This is a genomic window from Sphingobium sufflavum (assembly GCF_021403115.1).
Classification (GTDB): domain Bacteria; phylum Pseudomonadota; class Alphaproteobacteria; order Sphingomonadales; family Sphingomonadaceae; genus Sphingobium; species Sphingobium sufflavum.
The window spans coordinates 41,130-61,096 of the sequence record NZ_JAJSSH010000013.1; the positions used below are offsets into that span (position 1 = coordinate 41,130).

Consider the following 19,967-nt stretch of genomic DNA (forward strand, 5'->3'; position numbering starts at 1 on the left):
TCACCCCGCCTTGCGCAGGGGTTCGGGCAGGGTGGGATGCGGCTGGTCGGGCCAGATGCCGCGGCTGTCATAAACCAGCTTGTCGGCCCGTTCGTCCAGCGGCACGGACTTGAACATGTCATGGTCGACCAGCACCACGAACACGGGGCAGCGTTCGATGGCGTCGTCGATGTCGATCAGTTCGGCGGGCGTGCCCGCGAACTCCATCGGCAGGCCCTTGGCATAAGGCTCCACCAGCTTGACGCGGCGGCCGTAGCGGTCGACCAGCCGCCGGGCGACCTTGACCGCCGGGCTTTCGCGGAAATCGTCGATATTGGGTTTGAAGGCGAGGCCGAGGCAGGCGATTTCCGCATCGGGCAGGCTGTCGATCAACTTCGACGCCTGTTCGATGACATAATCGGTCTTGGCCTCGTTCACCTCCCGCGCGGTGCGGATGATGCGACTGTTGACCGGGTCGCCATGGACGATGAACCACGGGTCCACCGCGATGCAATGGCCGCCGACGCCGGGGCCGGGTTGCAGGATGTTGACGCGCGGATGGCGGTTGGCCAGCCGGATCACGTCCCACACGTCGATGCCCATGCCGTCCGCGATGACGCTGAGTTCATTGGCGAAGGCGATGTTGACGTCGCGATAGCTGTTCTCGACCAGCTTCACCATTTCCGCCGAGCGGGCGGTGGTGGTGATGCATTCGCCGCGCACGAACTGGCGATAGAAGCCCAGCGCCTTGCGCGCGCAACGCGGCGTGATGCCGCCGATGCAGCGGTCGTTGTTGACCAGTTCGATCAGGATGCGGCCGGGCAGCACCCGTTCCGGGCAATAGGCGATGGCGACCTCCGCCCCGTTGCCGGGCAGGCCGGGCATACGGATGTCGGGGCGCATCTTCTGAAGCTCGTCGCGCATCGCCTCCGTCGTGCCGACGGGGGAGGTGGATTCGAGGATGACGACATTGCCGGGCCGCAGCACGGGCGCGATGGTGCGCGCGGCGGCAAGGACATAGCTGATGTCCGGCGCATGGTCCGCGCTGACCGGGGTGGGCACGGCGATGACGAACACGTCCGCCTCCTCCACCGTCAGCGACGCACGGAGCAGCCCGCGCGAGACGACGCCCTGCACCAGCCCGTCGAGGTCCACCTCCTCGATATGGATACGACCGGAATTGACCGTCTCCACCACATGCGGGCTGACGTCGACGCCCAGCACCGGCATCCCGGACCGGGCGATCAGCGCGGCGGTGGGCAGGCCGATATAGCCGAGACCGATGACGGCAACTTTGGTCTGTGTATCGACGGGCATGGGCGCAATCCTGAGAATGAGTCAGGATCGCTTGTGGCTGGAAAAACTGAAGATTCGGTGAGTCTGCGCCCTTTTTCGGGGAGAGGCGGGCGGGGATGGCGCAGCGACCGCGCCTTCGTGGCCCGCCCCGCGCAGCCACCATCGTTTCGCACACGGTTCGTCGCAGCCTTGTGGATAAGGCCACGATTCGACCGTGAGACGAGTGTGTCGCACGGCGACCCGAGTGTGGATTTTACGCGGCTTTATTGCCCCTGTTTGCGGCCTCCCGCATTGACCGTCCCATGCTTGCTCTTAAAGAATCACAGAAGGCCTCGCCCGCCAATATCCGGGCCGAACTCGTCACCGCGCGGCGTATCGCCAACACGCTGACGGCGCAGCGCGACCGCAAGGCGGTGGAGGATTATATCCGCGAACTGGAATGGGAGCTGGCCAGCTTTTCCTGATGCTCCCGGCCTGACACCCCGCCCTGATACCGGGGCCTTGCCAAGAGGGGGTCAGGCATCCCCGGCGATGATCCGGGCGATGCGCTCCGCCGCATGGCCGTCGCCAAAGGGATTATGCGCCCGCGCCATCGCCTGATAGGCCGCCGGATCATCCAGCAAGGCGGTGACTTGCGCGACGATCCGCGCCCGGTCCGTGCCGACCAGCCGGGCAGTGCCCGCCGCCACCCCTTCGGGCCGCTCCGTCGTCTCCCGCATTACCAGCACCGGCTTGCCGAGCGAGGGGGCCTCCTCCTGCACGCCGCCGCTGTCGGTCAGCACGATCTCGCACCGGTCCAGCAGCGCGACGAAATTGGGATAGTCGAGCGGATCGACCATCGCGACATTGGCGAGGCCCGCCAGCGCATCGTCCATCACCGCGCGCACATTGGGATTGGGGTGGACGGGAAAGATCACCGCCACGTCCGGCCGCTGCGCTATGTCGCGGATCGCGCCCGCGATGGCCGCCATGCCGCCGCCGAAATTCTCTCGCCGGTGGCTGGTCACGGCGATCACCCGCTTGCCCGCGAAGGGCGCGGCGATGGGGGCGAAGGCCGCGGCGAGGCCCGGCTCCCGCCCGATGCGCGCCTGCGTCGCCAGCAACGCGTCGATCACCGTGTTGCCGGTGACATGGATGGTCGCGGGATCGCGATTTTCGGCGCGCAGGGCGTCCGCCGCCGCCTGTGTCGGCGCGAAGTTCAGGTCCGCGATGCAGGCGACGACGCGGCGGCTCACCTCCTCCGGCCAGGGGTGGTGAATGTCGCCGGACCGCAGCCCCGCCTCCACATGCGCCACCGGAATCTTGCGATAATAGGCCGCGAGGCTGGCGACCATGGCGGTCAGCGTGTCGCCATGGACCACCACACGGTCGGGCTTTTCCGCATCGAAGGCGTGGCCCAGTTCCACGATCAACCGGGCGGTGAGGGCGTCCAGCGTCTGGTCCGGCTGCATCACGTCCAAGTCGATGTCGGGGACGATGCCGCCGATCTCCAGCACCTGGTCCAGCAGTTCGCGATGCTGCGCGGTGACGATCACGCGCGTCTCCACCGTCGTCCGCGCCTGCAGCGCATGGACGACGGGAAACATCTTGATCGCCTCCGGCCGGGTGCCGAACACGATGATGACCTTCTGCTTGCCCACGCCTGCCCAATCCTTTTCGCCCAGGGCCGATCGACGTTCCGACGATGCCGATTGGCCCTGTCCCCGCCATAGGGTGTCCCCGCCATAGGGCGACAAGATGAAAAGCGCGTAAAGCCGCATGGCGCGCGCCTGTTGCAAATCATGGCTGGCGGCTGCGGCGATTGACACCGGCGTCCGGGAGTGACAGCCTCCCACCCATGGTCAGGCAGTTTCGGCATCATGGAGGACAGCTTCTCGCGGGCATCTAGCCCCGGCTCCGGCGCGACATGCCCCGGAACCGGGGGCGCATATGATTCCGCACCAGATCCGTTGAAAAGAGAAGCCCTATGACCAGCATCACCGCCACCCGCCGCCCCCGTATCCGCATGATCGACAGCGAAGCCGATGCGCTGGGCGACCTGGCCGTCACCATCGCCGACCGCCTGCCGGACGTCAGCGCCATGCTGCTGACCGAGATCGGCCGCGCGCATATCGCCCCGGCGAAGAATGTCGCGGACAGCGTCGTCACCATGCACGCCACCGTGGATTTCACCGATCAGGCGAGCGGGGCGACGCGCACCGTGCAACTGGTCTGGCCCGCCGAGGCGGACATAGAGGCGGGTCGCATCTCCATCCTGACGCCGGTCGGCGCGGGCCTGATCGGGCTGAGCGTGGGCCAGTCGATCCTGTGGCCGGACCGCAGCGGCCATGAGCGGACGCTGACCATCGAGCGGGTGAGGGGCGAGCGTGCCGGGGGAGAGCTGACCGCCGTGGACTCCGCGGAAGAAGGGGCCGGTGACGATCGAGAGACCGATCAGGATGGCCGGGGCCGGAACAGGCCCGCCCGATGAAGCCGGGCGCGCGCCGTGCCGCGATGCTGGCGCGGTTGCGCTCCCGCCAACTGGCGGCCTGGGCGGCGGCGCTGCTGCTGGCCATCGGCGCGGTGCAGGTGGCGGCGAGCCTGTTGTTCTACGCCGCCATCGACCGGCAGACCCTGCGCGAGGACCATGCGCGCCGCGTCGCCGAGCTGATGGTGGTCGGGGACCGGGTCCACCGGCTGGACCCCGGCGGCATCGGCAAGGTGATGACCACCGGCCATCTGGAGGTCCGCCTGTCCGCCACCCCCGCCGTCTCCGCCCCGGCCAAGGCCAGCGCGATCGTGGAGATACGCCAGTCCATCCTGGTGTGGGAACCGTCGCTCGCGGCCCGAACCTTCTACCTCAACATGGAGCGGGGCAGCCCCGGCCGCCACGACCTGGTCGGCTCCATGCAGCTGGAGCGGGGGCAGTGGCTCAATTTCCGGTCGCGCGACATCACGTCGAGCTGGCCGATCGCGCTGCGCGCCACGGCGATGACCCTGCTCATCACCTTGCTGTGCATCGGGGCGGGGGTCATCGGCCTGCGCTTCCTCACCACGCCGCTACGCGCGTTGTCGGATGCGGCCGACGCCATCGGGCAGGGGCGCACCGTGGCGATGGCGGAAAGCGGCCCGGCGGACCTGCGCACGCTGGCCCGGTCGATGAACGACATGCAGGCGCGGATCACCGGGCTGGTGTCCGATCAGGCCAAGAGTTTCGAGGCGATCAGCCATGACCTGCGCACGCCGCTCACCCGGTTGAAGATCGCGGCGGATTTCGTGTCCGACAGCGACATCGCGCGGCTGGTGGCGTCCAGCGCGGACGAGATGGAGGCGCTGCTGCTGTCGCTGCAAAATTATCTGCGCGCCCAGCATCTGACCGCCCGGCCCGAAGAGGTCGACCTGACCGCCGCGGTGCGGGGCCTGCTGGCGGAGTTCGAGGGGGAGACGCATCTGACGGCCCCCGGTGCCGCCATCGCGCGGACATGGCGCGAGCCGCTGATGCTGGCGTTGCGGGCGCTGGTCGACAACGCGCTGCACTATGGCACGCGCGCGCGCGTCGCGATCGAGCGGGCGCCGGCGGGTGTGGAGGCAGACTGGCAGGTGGTGATCGCGGACGACGGCCCCGGCATAGCGGAGGCCTTTTTCGGCACGATCCTCGACCCGTTCGTGCGGCTGGACGAGGAGCGCGCCCGCGACACAGATGGATTCGGACTGGGCATCCCCACCGCGCACCGGCTGTTGCAGCGTTTCGGCGGGGCGCTGAGCTTTGCCAATGCCGGGCCGGAGGGCGGGCTGGTGGTGCGGGTGACGGTGCCGCGGGCGGTTGTGGGGTAACAAGGGGGAAGGGCGGTCGGCTTTGCGCCTTCTCCATTCTCTGTTCATTATCCTCGCAGAGGCTGGGATCTCGTGCCTCCTGCTGAGCCTTTTCGAGAGAGAGAGATGCCTTCGCTGGGGCTGACGCATAATGGAAAGGCCGCAAATGGCTCACCATCTCCTCGCATCGACCAAAGAAAAAGCCCGCGAGAACCAGTCTCGCGGGCTTTTCTATGTCGTTACCGAAAGGCTCAGGCCTCTTCGGCTTCGCCTTCTTCGGCCTCGGGACGCTCGAAAGCGGTCTCGCCCGGCTCGGCGTTGGGATCATAATCCTCGGTGAAGCCGCTCTCGTCCTTCTCGAACATCGAGGACATCACGTCCACGCCGTCCTTCTGGAGGTCCGCTTCTTCCGGCGAACGGGCGACGTTCACCTGGATGTTGACGGCGACTTCGGGGTGCAGCGTGACGCGAACATCGAACAGGCCGATGGTCTTGATCGGGCGCTCCAGAACGATCATCGACTTCGTGACGATGGAAACACCATCGGCCTGAAGCTGTTCGATGATGTCGCGGACCGAAACCGAACCGTACAGCTGACCGGAGTTGGACGACTGGCGGATCAGGACGATCTGCTTGCCATCGACATCCGATGCCGAGGTCTTGGCGACGTCGCGGCGAGCCGCGTTGTCGGATTCGATCTTTGCACGGTTGGCCTCGAACACCTTCTTATTGGCGTTGTTGGACCGCAGGGCCTTCTTGTTGGGAAGGAGATAGTTGCGGGCATAGCCATCCTTGACGGTGACAACGTCACCGATGGCGCCCAGCTTCTCGATCCGCTCCAGCAGAATGATTTCCATGGGGATCGCTCCTTACTTGACGATGTAGGGCAGGAGGCCGAGGTGCCGGGCGCGCTTGATCGCCTGGCTCAGCTCGCGCTGCTTCTTGGCCGAAACGGCCGTGATGCGGGAAGGAACGATCTTGCCACGCTCGGACACGAAGCCCTGAAGCAGACGGACGTCCTTATAGTCGATCTTGGGTGCGTCCTTCGCAGCGAAGGGGCAGCTCTTGCGACGGCGGAAAAATGGGCGTGCCATGTCTCTATGTCTCCCTTATTCGCCAGCGGTTTCTTCGCGGTCGCGGCGCGGGCCACGATCGCCGTCACCACGCGGGCCGCGATCATCGCGGTCGCCACGGCCGCCACGGCGGTCGTTGCGCTCACCCTTGCGCATCATCACCGACTGGGCTTCTTCCAGAGCCTCAACGCGGACGGTCATATAGCGAATGACGTCTTCGTTGATCTGCGTCTGGCGCTCCAGCTCGGCAACGACACCGGCGGGGGCGTCGATGTTGAGCAGCACATAATGCGCCTTGCGGTTCTTGGCGATCTTGTAGGCGAGCGAGCGCAGGCCCCAATTCTCGACCTTAGTCACCTTACCAGCGTTCGATTCGATAATCTGCGTGGCGTTTTCCGCCAGCGCGTCGACCTGTGCCTGGGCAAGATCCTGACGCGCGAGAAAGACATGCTCGTACAACGGCATGGCTGCGTCCTTTGTTCTGGCCGATCGCTGATGCCCGCCCCATGCGAACACCCCTCCGGCTTTCTTTAGCAAAACCGCACCGCCCCCGGAGGAGCCATGCGAAGCGGGGCCTATGGGCCAAGACGGGGCGTAAAGCAAGCCATGCTTGCGTCGAACTGCTCACGGGACTAGGGCGACGCCGATTATTTCCAACCATCAGGTCGCGGGAGCAGGATATGCGCGCTTTCATCTTTCCGGGGCAGGGTAGCCAGTCCGTCGGCATGGGCAAAGCCCTGGCCGATGCGTCGCCCGTCGCGCGCGAGATTTTCCAGGAAGTGGACGAGGCGCTGGGCCAGCACCTGTTCCGCCTGATGACGGAGGGGCCGGAGAGCGACCTGACCCTGACCGAAAATGCGCAGCCCGCGATCATGGCCAACGCCATCGCGACGCTGCGCGTGCTGGAGCGGGAAGGCAATGTGCGCCTGTCCGAAAAGGCGGATTTCGTCGCGGGCCACAGCCTGGGCGAATATACGGCGCTGTGCGCGGCGGGCGCGCTGGACATCGCCACCACGGCGCGGCTGCTCAAGACGCGCGGTCGTGCGATGCAGGCGGCGGTGCCGGTGGGCGAGGGGGCGATGGCCGCCCTGCTGGGCGCGGATATAGAGAAGGCCGAGGCGCTGGCCGCCGCCGCCGCCGAAGGGGAGGTGTGCCAGGTCGCGAACGACAATGATCCGGGGCAGGTCGTCATCTCCGGCCATCGCGCCGCTATCGAACGGGCGATCGCGCTGGTGAAGGAGCATGGGATCAAGCGCGGTGTGCTGCTGCCCGTATCCGCGCCGTTCCATTGCGTGCTGATGCAGCCTGCCGCCGATGTGATGGCACAGGCGCTGGCGGGTGCGCCGCTCTCCGCCCCCGTGGTGCCGGTCTATGCCAATGTGCTAGCCGCGCCGATCGCCGCGCCGGACGAGGTGCGCGCGCGCCTGGTCGAGCAGGTGACGGGCCGCGTCCGCTGGCGCGAATCGGTCGCCGCGATGACGGAGGGCGGCGTGACGCAGTTCGTCGAGTTCGGTGGCAAGGTGCTCGGCCCGATGGTCAAGCGCATCTCGCCCGACGCGACGGTGACGAGCGTGATTTCGATGGACGATATCGAGGCGTTGCTGGCGGGCCTGTGAGCGCCGGCCTGACACCATAACAGAGTATGAGGGCTATTATGTTCGATTTGACTGGCATGACTGCACTGGTGACGGGCGCAGCGGGAGGCATTGGGTCCGATATCGCGCGCGGCCTTGCGGCGCAGGGCGCGCGGCTGGCGCTGTCGGGCAGCAATGTGGACAAGCTCAACGCCTTTGCGGCGGAACTGGGCGGCGATCATGTCGTGCTGCCGTGCAACCTGTCCGACCCGGCGGCGACCGACGCGCTGGTGCCCGCCGCCGTCGCGGCGCTGGGCAAGCTCGACATCCTCGTCAACAACGCCGGAATCACGCGCGACAACCTGATCCTGCGCATGAAGGACGAGGAATGGGCGGACGTGCAGCGCGTCAATCTGGAGGCGGCGTTCCGCCTGATCCGCGCCGCCGCCAAGCCGATGATGAAGGCGCGCTTTGGCCGCGTCATCTCCGTCACCAGCGTCGTCGGCGTCACCGGCAATCCGGGGCAGGCCAATTATTGCGCGGCCAAGGCGGGCCTGATCGGCATGTCCAAGAGCATCGCGCAGGAACTGGCGTCGCGCGGGATCACCGTGAACGCGGTCGCGCCGGGCTTCATCCGCTCTGCCATGACCGACGCGCTCAACGATGCGCAAAAGGATGCGATCAACGGCAAGATCCCCGCAGGCGCGATGGGCGAGGGTGGTGACATTGCCTCCGCCGTCGTCTATCTGGCTAGCCGTGAGGCAGGCTATGTCACGGGCCAGACCTTGCACGTCAATGGCGGGATGGCCATGATCTGATTGGTTGTGAATATAGGCTGAAGCGGATAGCGGCTAGCCTCTTGCCTCATCGCCCCCTTGCCACTAGGGCAAGGGCCGAACACGAATTTATTAACTGAAGGACCTCCCATGAGTGAGACCGCAGATCGCGTAAAGAAGATCGTCGTTGAGCATCTCGGCGTTGAAGCCGAAAAGGTTACTGAGGATGCCAGCTTCATCGACGATCTGGGCGCGGACAGCCTCGACATCGTCGAACTCGTGATGGCGTTCGAGGAAGAGTTTGGCGTCGAGATCCCCGACGACGCGGCCGAGAAGATCGGGACCGTCAAGGACGCCATCGATTACATCGACAGCAAGCAGTAAGGATCGACCCGGCTGCGCGGTGCATCATACCGCGCACCGGAGATTCTGATTACGGCTTTGGTCAAAACGGCTCTCCGGCCCCGGGTCTGCCCCGCGGATGGGGAGCCGTTTCGCCATCATGGCCCATCGGTCCGAACGAAGGCCGGGGCCGGAATTTTTCGAAGCCGGAATTTTTCGAAGATAGTGCAGGAAGTTAGGAGCACAGGTCATGCGTCGTGTCGTCGTGACGGGTCTGGGAATGGTTTCGCCGCTGGGTGGTGATGTCGATACGAGCTGGCGGAATATCCTGGCCTCGAAATCAGGTGCGGGCACGATCACGCGCTTCGACGCCACCGATTTCCAGAGCAACTATGCCTGCGAAGTGAAGCCCGCCGACCATGAATATGGGTTCGATGCGAACAAGCGCGTCGACCATAAGGTTCAGCGGCAGGTTGATCCGTTCATCGTCTATGGCATCGACGCCGCCGGACAGGCGCTGGAGGATGCCGGCCTGCTCGACATGACCGAGGAAGAGCGGTTCCGCGCGGGCTGCTCCATCGGTTCGGGCATCGGCGGCCTGCCGGGCATCGAAAGCGAATCGCTGGTGCTGGCCGCCAAGGGGCCGAAGCGGGTCAGCCCGCATTTCGTCCATGGCCGCCTCATCAACCTGATCTCCGGTCAGGTTTCGATCAAATATGGCCTGATGGGGCCGAACCATGCAGTCGTCACCGCCTGCTCCACCGGCGCGCACAGCATCGGCGACGCGGCGCGCATGATCCAGATGGACGACGCCGACGTGATGCTGGCGGGTGGCGCGGAAAGCACGATCTGCCCCATCGGCATCGCCGGTTTCGGGCAGGCGCGGGCGCTCTCCACGGGCTTTCGCGACGAGCCGTGGCGCGGCAGCCGTCCCTATGACAAGGACCGCGACGGCTTCGTCATGGGCGAGGGCGCGGGCGTGGTCGTGCTGGAGGAATATGAGCGGGCCAAGGCGCGCGGCGCAAAAATCTATGCCGAGGTGATCGGTTATGGCCTGTCGGGCGACGCCTATCATGTGACGGCGCCGCACCCGGAAGGGTCGGGCGCGTTCCGCTCCATGCAGATGGCGCTGAAGAAGTCCGGCCTGTCGCTGACCGACATCGACTATATCAACGCGCACGGCACATCGACGCCGATGGGTGACGAGCTGGAGCTGGGCGCGGTGCGCCGCCTGTTCGGCGATGCCATCGGCGGCCTGTCCATGTCCTCCACCAAATCGGCCATCGGCCATCTGCTGGGCGGCGCGGGCGCGGTCGAATCGATCTTCTGCATCCTGGCGATGCGCGACGGCATCGTGCCGCCGACGCTGAACCTGGACGATCCGAGCGAAAGCTGCATCGGCGTCGATCTGGTCCCGCACGTGGCCAAGGAGCGCAAGGTGCGGGCGGTGCTGAACAACAGCTTCGGTTTCGGCGGCACCAACGCCAGCCTGGTGATGATCCCCGCCGCATAAGGACGGGTCGCCGCATCGGCCTGACAGGAAGGAAATGCCATGCGCCGCACGGGGTTGCTGATTGTCGCCATCCTCGGTGCGGCGCTGGTCTTTATCGGGTTCAATTTCGTCTATGGCTGGGTGGGCGACGGACCGCTGACCCAGGACAAGACCATTGTGGTGCCCACGGGCGCGACGCTGACCAGCGCGGCGCGCGTGCTGAAGGCGCAGGGCGCGGTGAAGTCCGCCGACGCTTTCCTGACCCGCGCGAAACTGTTCGGCGGGTCGGCGCCGATCAAGGCGGGCGAATATGTGATCCCGCGCGGGGCGAGCAACCGCCAGATCCTGTCCATCCTGCAAGGCGGCAAGGCGCTGACCCATCTGGTCACCGTGGCGGAGGGCCTGCCCTCCATCATCGTGCACGAGAAATTGATGGCCGAGGATGAGCTGACCGGCACCATCCCCGTGCCCGCGGAAGGCAGCATCCTGCCCGACAGCTATGCGTTCGAGAAGGGCGAGAGCCGCGCCGCCGTGCTGGCGCGGATGCAGGGGGCGATGACGGACTATCTGGCGGCGGCGTGGAAGAAGCGGTCGCCCGACACCCCGGTGAAGACGCCGCAGGAGGCGGTGACGCTGGCCTCCATCGTGGAAAAGGAAACCGGCGTCGGGGCGGAGCGGACCATCGTGGCGGGCGTCTATGCCAATCGCCTGCGCATCGGCATGATGTTGCAGGCGGACCCGACGATCATCTATCCCATCACCAAGGGCAAGCCGCTGGGCCGACGCATCCGCAAGTCGGAGATTGCGGCGGTCAACGGCTATAACACCTATGCCATGCCAGGCCTGCCGCGCGGGCCGATCGCCAATCCGGGGCGGGCGTCGATCGACGCGGTGCTGGCCCCGGCGGCGACGAAGGCGCTGTATTTCGTGGCGGATGGCAAGGGCGGGCATATCTTTGCCGACACGCTGGACGAGCAGAATGAGAATGTCCGCAAATGGTTCGAGATACGGCGGCAGCGCGGCGAGCTTTGATGGCCTTTCGATCGCCCCTTGATCGAGCGAATCGCTTACTGAAGGCATTTTAAGTCATTTCCCTGATGAGGCCGTACAGGCCAAAGGGTGTTCAGCGAAACAACGCCTCTTTTATGGAGCCAGCCGATGCTTGGACGCAACGTACCCGATGTTACCCTGAAAACCCGCGTGCGCGACGAAGCGGTGGAGGGGCCGAACCCCTTCCGCTGGCAGGATGTGCAGACCGGTGACCTGTTCAAGGGCAAGCGGGTGGTCGTCTTCTCGCTGCCCGGCGCCTTCACGCCCACTTGCTCCACCGAACAATGCCCGGCGTTCGAACGCTTCTATGATGATTTCCGGGACGCGGGCGTGGACGAGGTCTATTGCGTCTCCGTCAACGACGCCTTTGTGATGTTCCAGTGGGGCAAGCATCTGGGCCTGAAAAATGTCAAGCTGCTGCCCGATGGATCGGCGGACTTCACGCGCCGCATGGGCATGTTGATCCGCAAGGATCATCTGGGTTTCGGTGAGCGTAGCTGGCGCTATGCGATGGTCGTGGACGATGGTGTCGTCTCCGCCTGGTTCGAGGAGCCGGGGATCAATGACGCCGGACTGGACGACGACCCCTATAGCGAGAGCGCGCCGGAACCGGTGCTCGACTGGGTGAAGGCCAACGCCGCCTGATCCCGCCCCGACTGTGGTCCCGGTTCCGCGCGGTGCGGGGCCGGGTCGCGGCGTGCCGATCATCGTGACGGCCGAGATGGGCGCGGCGGACCAGAGCTGGGCCGACCGGCTGCGACAGGCGTATTTCCCGCCGGAGCGCAACCAGATCTCGGCGCACATCACGCTGTTCCACCATCTGCCGCCGGGATGCCTTGGCGAATTGAAGGCGGCGCTGGGCGAACTGGCGCGGGGGCCGAGGCCGCCCGCGCGGATCGACCGGCTGCTGTCGCTGGGACAGGGGGTAGCGCTGCATGTCCACAGCCCGGCGTTGCTGGCGATGCGGCAGGAACTGGCGGAGCGGTTTGCGGCCCTGCTGACGCCGCAGGATGCCGGACGGCCCCGGCTGCACATCACCATCCAGAACAAGGTGACGGCGCCGGTCGCGCGGGAGACGATGGCGGTGCTGGAGCGGGATTTTCGGCCCCGCCCGCTGGCGATCGCGGGTCTGGCGGCGTGGGAGTATCGCGGGGGACCATGGGCGCTGGTGCAGCGTTATGGGTTCCGGGGGTAGGGGCCGGGTGTCACGCCCGTGTCGATGCGGTCATGCCTCCGCTATGGTCAGCCATTTGGCCATGACGATGCGCGGCCTATGCTCGAACCCCAGATGCTCATAGAAGCCGACGACAGCCCGGTTGGTTTCGCGGACCATAGCGGAACCTTGACCATATGGCGCGCGCGCAACCGCCGCTCCCCGGCCTCGACCAGCGCCTGCCCGATACCCGTCCCGCGCTCCTGCGGGTCCGAGGCGCGATAGCAGAGCCATCCCCGATGACCGTCATGCCCGACCATGACGCTGCCCTTCACCGCCGCGTCCCCGGCGACGAGGACGGTCGAGCAGGCGCGCCCCAGCGCGAACCGAAATTCCTGCTGCGGGTCATTATAGGCCGCGACCAGACCGCCACAGCCCGACAATCGCCGATTCGTCGTCAGGCGTGGCGTCGCGTACGATCATGGCCGCCCGGTCATTCGCAGGGAGGCGGGTCAGGCCAGCCCGACTTCCTTCAGCGGGATGCTGGCGTCCGCCAGTTGCGCGAGGTCCAGCTTCGATCCCGCCACCACATGGGCGCGGCCCTGCGCATAATCCTTAATCGCGTTGACACAGTCGATGGCGATGAACTTGCCGCCGCGCAGATAGACGACCGAGAAGCTGCGGTTGGCCGGGTCGCCGCGCAGGATCGTCTGGTCATGGCCGGTGGACAGGCCCACCGTCTGGAGCTTCAGGTCATATTGGTTCGACCAGAACCAGGGCAGGGCGTCATATTCGCTCACGACCTCCCCCAGCAGATGCTGCACGGCCAGCTTGGCCTGGTCGTTGGCGTTCTGCACCGATTCGAGGCGGATCTGGTTGCCCTCCGCATATTTGTTCGCATGGGCGGCGCAATCGCCGACGGCATAGATGTCCGGCAGGCTGGTACGGCAGAAGCCGTCCACGTCCACGCCATTGCCGCCGGATGCGCCCGCCGCGATCAGCGGGCCGACTTCGGGGATGATGCCGATGCCGACGATCACCAGTTGCGCGGGCAGGACGGAGCCATCCGCCATGCGCACGCCGCTGACGCGGCCGTCCGTCTCCTCGATGCAGTCCATCCGCGCGCCGGTGCGCAGGTCGACGCCATGGGCGCGATGATCCGCCTCGTAGAAGGCCGACAGTTCCGGCCCGGCGACGCGCGCCAGAACCCGGTCCAGCGCCTCCAGCAGCACGACCTTCTTGCCCAACTTGGCGAGGACGGCGGCGGCCTCCAGCCCGATATAGCCGCCGCCGATGATGACGACATCGGTAACGGAGGGCAGCAGGCCCATGATCGCGTCCACATCGCTGCGACGGCGCACGGCATAGACGCCCTGCGCCGTCGCGCCGTCGCAGGTCAGCAGACGCGGCGTGCCGCCCGCCGCCCAGATCAGCCGCCCATAGCCATAGGTCGTGCCGTCGATGGTGGTGACGCTGTGCGCCTGCGGATCGACGCGGTCGACGCGCTGGCCCAGCAGCATCTCCACATTGCGTTCCGGCCAGAAGGTGGCGGGGCGAATCAGGATGCGTTCGAATTCCTTCTCGCCGCTCATGTAGTCCTTGGACAGCGGCGGGCGTTCATAGGGCGGTTCCGGCTCGTCGCCGATGATGGCGACGGTGCCGTCGAACTTCAATTGACGAAGCATGATCGCAGCCTGCGCGCCCGCATGGCCCGCGCCAACAATCAACACGTCGAAATGGGTCATGCTCTTGCCTCTCACCCCGCAGCGACCGGCATACATGCCAGCCCGGAACACCGGGGCATTGCCAGAGCCGTGCCGGGAGTGCAACGCTTCAACGAGCCATTGACCATGCCTGAGATGGTGCGTATAGGGCGCCGACCCACCGGCGACCATCGCCGGTTCTGGCACGGTCCCCGGACCGTCGGCAGCCTTGGGGCGGAGTAGCTCAGCTGGTTAGAGCAGCGGAATCATAATCCGCGTGTCGGGGGTTCAAGTCCCTCCTCCGCTACCAACTATCCCATTGAAATAGCTGGTTTTGTTGAAGATAGTGCGCAGGTCAGCAGCTTGGCGCCATTCCCATCCATTTCCTAGCATTTCTGGCGTTTTTCAACGTGTCCCGGCGGCTCCATGCAACATGGATGCGACATGGATGCGACATGGTGAGCCGTAAAACGAACGCCCTTGCACCCCCTATTCCCTGTCCCATTCGTTTGATTCGCGCTGAGACATCCTCGCCGATGCGTGGATGATGATTGCCCCATCTGAAGCTATCTCAACGCGGTCGATCGGAAGGCCGGCAGCCAATGCACCCTTGATTGCGCGGGTGACGTCGGCCTGGGTAAACCGCGCCTTTTCCGTCATCGCATTTTGTCGCGCTTGGCTTGGGGAATGCGAGGTGGAGTGCTGAGTATGTTTCGGACACGGGCAAGCGCAAGCTGAGCAGCCTCCTTATGCTGCCCCTCCAATTGCAGGCGCCGAACTTCCTCGCGTTCCTCTTGACGCTTCGCTGCCTGCGCGATGAGAGCGGTCGCGGCTGCCGCCTTCAGAACTTCGATAGCGCCGATAGAGACGAGGATATCCAGTTCTTCGTCGGAAAAGCATATTCCCTTCCCGCTCTGCGCAGCTCGGCTAACTCTGCGGTCCAGATTGATCAGTCCGTTCATGAGAAAGTTTTCCTGAATTGTGTCGCAAAGTATAGGGGCAAAGCCAATCAGTTGGGCAAGCGTTGTGTTTCCTGCCTGGCGAGCCGAGCCAGCCTCAAGGAAATGAGGAGAGACCAAAACGAGGTCGATCTGTGCCACCTGCCGCTTCCTCTACATATGCTGGCAGTCGTGGGTTCAACCAAGAGACGGACGTGATTTCCTTGTGGAATCGCTTTCGACAAGCGGTGCCATTGGTGCAGGCAACCATTCTGCAACTACTGAGAAGCTCCTCTCAAACGGAGCAACCAATGCCGAAATACGCCTTTTCTCAACGTTCGCTGGTTCGTCAGCGGGATCTGCTCAAACTCCGACCGAACTGTCCGTGCGCGGAGGTAGAGCATGGCGTTGATCGGCCGCACCATAATATTCAGCGAGGCCGTGACGTTCGTCCGTGACCGCCGCCTCTACTACGCGCTGCCGACCAGCAGTGCGCCAACCCGGACGTTCCCCGTCTGCCACATGGGCGTCGGCATTAGTTGCGTGGTGGACAGCAGCGACACGCCAGAAACGGGTGCTCAATGCCGCTCAGAAGGCGAGCCGCAGTGCAGGCGACTATCGGACACCGCCATAGCAAGTAGGCTCGCTGTCGCATGCTGCTGTGGCAGTGGGTGGGCCGCAACAGGCCGCGCGAGATCGTTGTGGACGGGTCAGCCTAGGGCCTGAGTGAGCACGAGGCCGCTGGACGAGGAGAAACCAGATCATGGTGGGTTAAATATGCTGGTGGACAGTTCGTCTTGGGCCTGGCTCGAAGAGATGGGCGCAACGGTGCACTGAATGAGCCGGGTTCGCTCATGATGGCAGGGGGATGGCGGCCAACATCCCCGAACCACGCCGGAATGATGGCTATGGCAGTGCCGTAATAACTGTTGATCATTCTACGGCATTGCCGTATAAATTGGACATGCAATCGGTCATCGAAACTTCAGCATATCTCTCGGCGGCCAAGGATGCCGGCATGAATGAGGACGAGCGTGCAGCGGTCATCGACGTGATTGCGAGCAATCCGGAGGCAGGGGAGATCATGCCCGGTTGCGGCGGTGCCAGAAAGCTCCGCGTTGCCAAGCCGGGCAAGGGAAAGTCGGGAGGCTACCGCGTCATCACCTACTTTGCGGGTGCCGAGATTCCTGTCTTTCTTCTCACGGTGTTTGGCAAGAATGAGAAGGTGAGCCTAGCGCAAGGTGAGCGCAATGCATTGGCCACACTGACCAAGACATTGAAGGATAGCTTTTAGGAGCAGACCATGAGCAAGAACGCATTCGACAAAATCGCGGCCGGTTTGGAAGACGCCCTCGCTTTCGTGAAGGGCGACGAGTCCCGTGGCGTCGTCCATCAGGCGGTCGACATCAAGGCACTGCGGAAAGTGACGGGCAAAACGCAGGATCAGTTCGCCGCCGTCTATCATCTGCCGGTGGGCACTGTGCGTGACTGGGAGCAGGGACGACGTGTGCCCGACGCGCCAGCTCGTGCCTTGCTGTCCATGATCGCAAAAGAGCCGGAGACTGTTGCGCGTCTATTGGCGGGGTAAGGCAGCAGGCTTGCCAATATAGACGCAAAAGGGCGAGCGCGCGGCACCGGCTGCTCGTTTGTCAGATTGGCGGGCGCAGTCCTGTCGCCGCGGATAACGCGATGGCGCATTTTGCTGCTGGAGAGAGCATCGGCAGAGTCACGGACTGACAGCTTCACTACCGACGCCGCCGACCCCGCTTTTGTGCATCAACGCTTTTTGCGCGGTGAACGTCGCGGTTTCTTTGGCGTAGGCAAATCTGTGGTGTCGGACGTCGCGCGGGGCTTGAGCAAATGCGATATCCCGTGAACAGCCACGAAGGCGATGAGGAACAGGGTGAGCAGTCCGCCGGGATCCTTCATTTGTAGCAGTGCCGCTACGATGACTGTCAGCACGAGCGCCAAAAGATTGCGCGGAACGCTGAACAGTTCGATCAACTTGTCCATGTCATTTGTCGCCCGCCTTTGCCACGTCGATGCCGAACAGCGCAGACAGATTTGGTGAGATTTTCAACACGCCATCCTTGATCTTCTGCCGAATCGAAGCCGCATATCTGAGATTGGCGATGCGCTCGTGACTGTAGCTCTCGAGGAAGTCCGCATAAGCCACCTGCATCTCATCGCTAGGGACGTCGCTCAAGTCGAAGGCCAGCGATATCCTTGGGCGACCGTCCTGGGTGGCCAGCGTTCCGCTCACCAGAAATGGTCCTGTTCCGCTTAGGCCGAGACGCCGCATCATTTGCGATGCCCGCATGAAATCATATTGTTCAATCAGGGTGCCGCAGTTGACCTCGGTATCGTTGCCGCGCAGCGGCCAGTATATTGGACGGACGGCAATGGTTTGCCCGTCCATCCTGATCAGCATCTGGGCAGACGGTGTCCCGCTGCCCAGTGATCGGAGGAAGGCCCGACAAAGCTCATCTTCCTTCCGTCCGACGTCGGTTAGCAGGATGATGGCGAACTGGCCCCAGCTTTCGATGAGTTGATCATCGCGCCGAGCGAGAAAGCCCTGTCCGATATAACTGTCGATGCGATCGGAGCGAGGTTTCTGCCCCTGGCCAGGGCCATTGACCAGTGACGGCATGTCCCCTGGCGCACGCAGTTGTGATAGCTGAGTGATGCCCATCGCGACGATGCCAACTATCGCCGCGCCGTAAAACGCCCGGCCCAGGATGCTGTCGGTGAGACTGTCGGGGAGCCGCGACCAGACCAACGACAGCAGACCGTATAGTGCTGTGAGCGTTGCCGCTGCGAGCAGGAGGTCGGGCCATGCGTCGCTCAATCGGTCCGTCAGGTCACGCAGAGCATCCACATCGGTCTCCCTGCTATAATCGTCACCATGGCAGATACGTGCATCGTCATGCTGCTTGATGGACGATGCCGATGCAAGGCCGACTTTCGCAAGATGCCAGATAGGCACGCTAAATGTGTGGCTTATTCTGCCAGTAAACATTGCTCGACCCCTCCTCACGGGCGATGTGTGGCACCTCACCTTCCGCGCGGGCGGGCTCGCGTGTCCGCCGAGCCCGGGCCGTATTCATGATCGCGATTCCGTATGCCTCTTCTCGGGCGGGCTCGACAGCTTCCTCGGCGCGCTCGCGGCGCTGAACGGCGGTGCCCGTCCGCTCCTGGTCAGCCAGGGATCGACCAAGGAGATTGGACCGCAGCAGCGGCTCGCTGCGGCGTTGGGACTTGAGGCGCACCGCTTCGAGGGGCGGGTCGCCGAACGGTGGCGACAGCCATACGAGGGCTCTACCCGCGCTCGGTCGATCCTGTTCTTCGCTTACGGCGCTCTGGCGGCGACAGGCTGCGGGATCCGCGAGGTTCTCGTTCCCGAGAACGCGCTGATCGCGATAAATCCGCCATTCACGGAAAGACGGATGGGATCGCTCAGCACGCGCACGACCCATCCGCACTTCATGGATCGGTTGAACGGGGTCTGGGCGGCGGTTGGAATCCAGGCGGAACTGCGTAATCCGTTCTTCGCGACCACTAAAGGTGAGATGTTGGCCCAAGGCCATCACCCGCGACTGGTAGAGCTCGCCGCCGAGACCTATTCCTGCGGTAAGGGCAAGCGCGCGAACGGTCAGTGCGGACGGTGCGTGCCCTGCCTTATTCGACGCGCGTCCTTCCATTCCGCTGGGATGTACGACGGGACGCTCTACCTCAACGATCTGCGCGCCAGCTCGCGCAACGACGACGTGTTGGCAGCGAGGCATGCCGTGGCTGCCCATGACGGGGACGGTCCACGCGAGCTCGGCCGGTGGGTCGCGCGGGCTGGTCCGCTCCCAGCGGATGGAACGGCGCGCGCTCTCACCGTCGACGCCGTCGGTCGCGGGTTGGCCGAGCTTGGCAGGCTTTTCGGTACGGTGCGATGGCGCTGATCGACTTCCACTGCCACCTCGATCTATACCCCGATCCGGCTGCGACCACCCGCAAGGCGGTCGAGGAGGGGGTATACATCCTGTCTGTGACGACGACCCCAAGCGCGTTTTCGGGGACATCTGCGCTTGCGCCGGCCGGCAGCAGAATTCGCACAGCGCTCGGGCTACATCCCGAGCTAGCAGCCAGCCGTTGGCACGAGCTGCCCCTTTTCCATGACCTCCTGCCGACTGTCGACTACATCGGCGAGGTCGGGCTCGATGGCTCACCGCCGCACCGTGACACGCTGGCAACACAGGCTGCCGTACTGCATGAGATACTCGACGCTTGCGCTGCTGCTGGGGGAAGGACCATTTCACTCCACAGCCGCGGCGCCGCTGTTATGCTGCTGGATATGTTGGAGTTTGAGCCGCTCGCCGGCACATTCGTTCTCCATTGGTTTTCGGCGAAGCCCGCGATCATTCAACGTGCCGCCGACCTTGGCTGCTGGTTCTCGGTCGGGTCGGCTATGATGGCGAGTAGGTCAGGCCGTGAGGCCGTCAATGCCATGCCGATCGATCGCATGCTGCCCGAGACTGACGGACCATTCGGAATGACACAAGGGGTTCCGCTCGCCCCCGGCGGCGCCGGATCGGTTTATCACGACTTCGCCGAACTTAAGGGGATGTCCGTCAAGGATGCCGAGCGTCTAATGACTGGGAACTTCCGCCGCCTGGTCGCGCGCAGTTCGCGAGAGCAGGCCCAAGTGAAAGATCGATAGGCAACACAGATTTATCCGCGAGGAGGGCTAATTCAGCAATGAGGGGATTACGGGTGCGGTCCCAAGCGGCAGTCGTGGTGCAACATGGTTG

24 protein-coding genes and 1 tRNA gene are annotated in these 19,967 nt (G+C 64.6%); 15 read left to right on the forward strand and 10 right to left on the reverse strand.

Annotated features, from left to right (window positions below; translation table 11 throughout):
• Complete coding sequence (wecC, locus tag LWE61_RS17015) at nucleotides 1–1,296, reverse strand: UDP-N-acetyl-D-mannosamine dehydrogenase (protein ID WP_234151846.1); 1,296 nt, start codon at nucleotides 1,294–1,296, stop codon at nucleotides 1–3.
• 281 nt (nucleotides 1,297–1,577) lie between these two features.
• Between wecC and LWE61_RS17020 the strand changes: the two genes are divergently transcribed.
• Nucleotides 1,578–1,739 (forward strand): hypothetical protein, encoded by a 162-nt coding sequence (locus LWE61_RS17020; protein WP_234151847.1) that lies wholly within the window; start codon nucleotides 1,578–1,580, stop codon nucleotides 1,737–1,739.
• Between the two features lie 51 nt (nucleotides 1,740–1,790).
• On the opposite strand, the gene wecB is transcribed toward LWE61_RS17020, so the two are convergent.
• Nucleotides 1,791–2,915, reverse strand: coding sequence for a non-hydrolyzing UDP-N-acetylglucosamine 2-epimerase (gene wecB, locus LWE61_RS17025; RefSeq protein WP_326490663.1), 1,125 nt, complete (start codon nucleotides 2,913–2,915; stop codon nucleotides 1,791–1,793).
• 326 nt (nucleotides 2,916–3,241) lie between these two features.
• On the opposite strand from wecB, the gene rnk reads away from it, so the two are divergent.
• Both rnk and LWE61_RS17035 read left to right on the forward strand, forming a co-directional pair.
• Nucleotides 3,242–3,745: a nucleoside diphosphate kinase regulator gene (gene rnk / locus LWE61_RS17030; RefSeq protein WP_326490664.1), complete on the forward strand. Its 504-nt coding sequence runs from the start codon at nucleotides 3,242–3,244 to the stop codon at nucleotides 3,743–3,745.
• Complete coding sequence (locus LWE61_RS17035) at nucleotides 3,742–5,088, forward strand: ATP-binding protein (RefSeq protein ID WP_234151848.1); 1,347 nt, start codon at nucleotides 3,742–3,744, stop codon at nucleotides 5,086–5,088. The genes rnk and LWE61_RS17035 overlap by 4 nt, the downstream gene beginning before the upstream one ends.
• A gap of 230 nt (nucleotides 5,089–5,318) precedes the next feature.
• On the opposite strand, the gene rplI is transcribed toward LWE61_RS17035, so the two are convergent.
• The 3 genes from rplI to rpsF are packed head-to-tail and all read right to left on the reverse strand — an operon-like array spanning nucleotide 5,319 to nucleotide 6,605.
• Nucleotides 5,319–5,924: a 50S ribosomal protein L9 gene (gene rplI, locus LWE61_RS17040; RefSeq protein WP_234151849.1), complete on the reverse strand. Its 606-nt coding sequence runs from the start codon at nucleotides 5,922–5,924 to the stop codon at nucleotides 5,319–5,321.
• Between the two features lie 12 nt (nucleotides 5,925–5,936).
• Nucleotides 5,937–6,161: a 30S ribosomal protein S18 gene (rpsR, locus tag LWE61_RS17045; RefSeq protein WP_006950194.1), complete on the reverse strand. Its 225-nt coding sequence runs from the start codon at nucleotides 6,159–6,161 to the stop codon at nucleotides 5,937–5,939.
• Between the two features lie 15 nt (nucleotides 6,162–6,176).
• On the reverse strand, nucleotides 6,177–6,605 hold the full coding sequence (gene rpsF / locus LWE61_RS17050; RefSeq protein ID WP_234151850.1) for a 30S ribosomal protein S6: 429 nt from the start codon (nucleotides 6,603–6,605) through the stop codon (nucleotides 6,177–6,179).
• A gap of 215 nt (nucleotides 6,606–6,820) precedes the next feature.
• Here rpsF and fabD point away from each other — a divergent pair, with 215 nt between their 5' ends.
• From fabD to LWE61_RS17085, 7 genes are all read left to right on the forward strand, one after another.
• Nucleotides 6,821–7,756, forward strand: coding sequence for an ACP S-malonyltransferase (fabD, locus tag LWE61_RS17055; RefSeq protein ID WP_234151851.1), 936 nt, complete (start codon nucleotides 6,821–6,823; stop codon nucleotides 7,754–7,756).
• 38 nt (nucleotides 7,757–7,794) lie between these two features.
• Nucleotides 7,795–8,532, forward strand: a complete 738-nt coding sequence (gene fabG / locus LWE61_RS17060; RefSeq protein WP_234151852.1) for a 3-oxoacyl-[acyl-carrier-protein] reductase — start codon at nucleotides 7,795–7,797, stop codon at nucleotides 8,530–8,532.
• Nucleotides 8,533–8,640: 108 nt separating this feature from the next.
• Complete coding sequence (locus LWE61_RS17065; protein WP_006950224.1) at nucleotides 8,641–8,874, forward strand: acyl carrier protein; 234 nt, start codon at nucleotides 8,641–8,643, stop codon at nucleotides 8,872–8,874.
• A 208-nt stretch (nucleotides 8,875–9,082) separates the two neighbouring features.
• A complete protein-coding gene (fabF, locus tag LWE61_RS17070; protein WP_234151853.1) occupies nucleotides 9,083–10,345 on the forward strand; it encodes a beta-ketoacyl-ACP synthase II in 1,263 nt (420 codons plus the stop codon).
• A 39-nt stretch (nucleotides 10,346–10,384) separates the two neighbouring features.
• Nucleotides 10,385–11,356, forward strand: coding sequence for an endolytic transglycosylase MltG (gene mltG / locus LWE61_RS17075; RefSeq protein WP_234151854.1), 972 nt, complete (start codon nucleotides 10,385–10,387; stop codon nucleotides 11,354–11,356).
• Nucleotides 11,357–11,482: 126 nt separating this feature from the next.
• On the forward strand, nucleotides 11,483–12,019 hold the full coding sequence (locus LWE61_RS17080) for a peroxiredoxin (protein WP_234151855.1): 537 nt from the start codon (nucleotides 11,483–11,485) through the stop codon (nucleotides 12,017–12,019).
• Between the two features lie 76 nt (nucleotides 12,020–12,095).
• Entirely contained in the window at nucleotides 12,096–12,569 is a 474-nt protein-coding gene (locus LWE61_RS17085) for a 2'-5' RNA ligase family protein (RefSeq protein ID WP_234151908.1), read from the forward strand.
• Between the two features lie 47 nt (nucleotides 12,570–12,616).
• Here LWE61_RS17085 and LWE61_RS17090 read toward each other — a convergent pair whose 3' ends face one another.
• Entirely contained in the window at nucleotides 12,617–12,970 is a 354-nt protein-coding gene (locus LWE61_RS17090; protein ID WP_234151856.1) for a GNAT family N-acetyltransferase, read from the reverse strand.
• Nucleotides 12,971–13,039: 69 nt separating this feature from the next.
• Nucleotides 13,040–14,272 (reverse strand): NAD(P)/FAD-dependent oxidoreductase, encoded by a 1,233-nt coding sequence (locus tag LWE61_RS17095; RefSeq protein ID WP_234151857.1) that lies wholly within the window; start codon nucleotides 14,270–14,272, stop codon nucleotides 13,040–13,042.
• 191 nt (nucleotides 14,273–14,463) lie between these two features.
• Here LWE61_RS17095 and LWE61_RS17100 point away from each other — a divergent pair.
• Nucleotides 14,464–14,540: transfer RNA gene (locus tag LWE61_RS17100), tRNA-Met, on the forward strand.
• Between the two features lie 346 nt (nucleotides 14,541–14,886).
• Here the strand turns inward: LWE61_RS17100 and LWE61_RS17105 are convergent.
• The gene (locus tag LWE61_RS17105; RefSeq protein ID WP_234151858.1) at nucleotides 14,887–15,330 is read right to left on the reverse strand and encodes a hypothetical protein; all 444 of its coding nucleotides are present in this window, start codon (nucleotides 15,328–15,330) and stop codon (nucleotides 14,887–14,889) included.
• 706 nt (nucleotides 15,331–16,036) lie between these two features.
• Between LWE61_RS17105 and LWE61_RS17110 the strand changes: the two genes are divergently transcribed.
• Together LWE61_RS17110 and LWE61_RS17115 are read left to right on the forward strand one after the other, a co-directional pair.
• On the forward strand, nucleotides 16,037–16,462 hold the full coding sequence (locus tag LWE61_RS17110; protein WP_234151859.1) for a type II toxin-antitoxin system RelE/ParE family toxin: 426 nt from the start codon (nucleotides 16,037–16,039) through the stop codon (nucleotides 16,460–16,462).
• Between the two features lie 9 nt (nucleotides 16,463–16,471).
• Nucleotides 16,472–16,756: a helix-turn-helix domain-containing protein gene (locus LWE61_RS17115; protein WP_234151860.1), complete on the forward strand. Its 285-nt coding sequence runs from the start codon at nucleotides 16,472–16,474 to the stop codon at nucleotides 16,754–16,756.
• Between the two features lie 188 nt (nucleotides 16,757–16,944).
• Here LWE61_RS17115 and LWE61_RS17120 read toward each other — a convergent pair whose 3' ends face one another.
• Both LWE61_RS17120 and LWE61_RS17125 read right to left on the reverse strand, forming a co-directional pair.
• The gene (locus LWE61_RS17120; RefSeq protein ID WP_234151861.1) at nucleotides 16,945–17,181 is read right to left on the reverse strand and encodes a hypothetical protein; all 237 of its coding nucleotides are present in this window, start codon (nucleotides 17,179–17,181) and stop codon (nucleotides 16,945–16,947) included.
• A 1-nt stretch (nucleotide 17,182) separates the two neighbouring features.
• Entirely contained in the window at nucleotides 17,183–18,187 is a 1,005-nt protein-coding gene (locus LWE61_RS17125) for a hypothetical protein (protein ID WP_234151862.1), read from the reverse strand.
• Between LWE61_RS17125 and LWE61_RS20840 the strand changes: the two genes are divergently transcribed.
• Together LWE61_RS20840 and qatD are read left to right on the forward strand one after the other, a co-directional pair.
• On the forward strand, nucleotides 18,162–19,118 hold the full coding sequence (locus tag LWE61_RS20840; RefSeq protein ID WP_234151863.1) for a 7-cyano-7-deazaguanine synthase: 957 nt from the start codon (nucleotides 18,162–18,164) through the stop codon (nucleotides 19,116–19,118). The two genes, LWE61_RS17125 and LWE61_RS20840, sit on opposite strands and share 26 nt — an antisense overlap.
• Nucleotides 19,109–19,876 (forward strand): Qat anti-phage system TatD family nuclease QatD, encoded by a 768-nt coding sequence (gene qatD / locus LWE61_RS17135; RefSeq protein ID WP_234151864.1) that lies wholly within the window; start codon nucleotides 19,109–19,111, stop codon nucleotides 19,874–19,876. The genes LWE61_RS20840 and qatD overlap by 10 nt, the downstream gene beginning before the upstream one ends.
• The last annotated feature ends 91 nt before the right edge of the window (nucleotides 19,877–19,967 follow it).

Excerpts from the sequence above, each read along its gene's own strand:
- wecC (WP_234151846.1), bottom strand. The coding sequence starts at position 1,296 with ATGCCCGTCGATACACAGACCAAAGTTGCCGTCATCGGTCTCGGCTAT.
- LWE61_RS17020 (WP_234151847.1), top strand. The coding sequence starts at position 1,578 with ATGCTTGCTCTTAAAGAATCACAGAAGGCCTCGCCCGCCAATATCCGG.
- rnk (WP_326490664.1), top strand. The coding sequence starts at position 3,242 with ATGACCAGCATCACCGCCACCCGCCGCCCCCGTATCCGCATGATCGAC.
- LWE61_RS17035 (WP_234151848.1), top strand. The coding sequence starts at position 3,742 with ATGAAGCCGGGCGCGCGCCGTGCCGCGATGCTGGCGCGGTTGCGCTCC.
- rplI (WP_234151849.1), bottom strand. The coding sequence starts at position 5,924 with ATGGAAATCATTCTGCTGGAGCGGATCGAGAAGCTGGGCGCCATCGGT.
- rpsR (WP_006950194.1), bottom strand. The coding sequence starts at position 6,161 with ATGGCACGCCCATTTTTCCGCCGTCGCAAGAGCTGCCCCTTCGCTGCG.
- rpsF (WP_234151850.1), bottom strand. The coding sequence starts at position 6,605 with ATGCCGTTGTACGAGCATGTCTTTCTCGCGCGTCAGGATCTTGCCCAG.
- fabD (WP_234151851.1), top strand. The coding sequence starts at position 6,821 with ATGCGCGCTTTCATCTTTCCGGGGCAGGGTAGCCAGTCCGTCGGCATG.
- fabG (WP_234151852.1), top strand. The coding sequence starts at position 7,795 with ATGTTCGATTTGACTGGCATGACTGCACTGGTGACGGGCGCAGCGGGA.
- LWE61_RS17065 (WP_006950224.1), top strand. The coding sequence starts at position 8,641 with ATGAGTGAGACCGCAGATCGCGTAAAGAAGATCGTCGTTGAGCATCTC.
- fabF (WP_234151853.1), top strand. The coding sequence starts at position 9,083 with ATGCGTCGTGTCGTCGTGACGGGTCTGGGAATGGTTTCGCCGCTGGGT.
- mltG (WP_234151854.1), top strand. The coding sequence starts at position 10,385 with ATGCGCCGCACGGGGTTGCTGATTGTCGCCATCCTCGGTGCGGCGCTG.
- LWE61_RS17080 (WP_234151855.1), top strand. The coding sequence starts at position 11,483 with ATGCTTGGACGCAACGTACCCGATGTTACCCTGAAAACCCGCGTGCGC.
- LWE61_RS17085 (WP_234151908.1), top strand. The coding sequence starts at position 12,096 with ATGGGCGCGGCGGACCAGAGCTGGGCCGACCGGCTGCGACAGGCGTAT.
- LWE61_RS17095 (WP_234151857.1), bottom strand. The coding sequence starts at position 14,272 with ATGACCCATTTCGACGTGTTGATTGTTGGCGCGGGCCATGCGGGCGCG.
- LWE61_RS17110 (WP_234151859.1), top strand. The coding sequence starts at position 16,037 with ATGGCGGCCAACATCCCCGAACCACGCCGGAATGATGGCTATGGCAGT.
- LWE61_RS17115 (WP_234151860.1), top strand. The coding sequence starts at position 16,472 with ATGAGCAAGAACGCATTCGACAAAATCGCGGCCGGTTTGGAAGACGCC.
- LWE61_RS17120 (WP_234151861.1), bottom strand. The coding sequence starts at position 17,181 with ATGGACAAGTTGATCGAACTGTTCAGCGTTCCGCGCAATCTTTTGGCG.
- LWE61_RS17125 (WP_234151862.1), bottom strand. The coding sequence starts at position 18,187 with ATGTTTACTGGCAGAATAAGCCACACATTTAGCGTGCCTATCTGGCAT.
- qatD (WP_234151864.1), top strand. The coding sequence starts at position 19,109 with ATGGCGCTGATCGACTTCCACTGCCACCTCGATCTATACCCCGATCCG.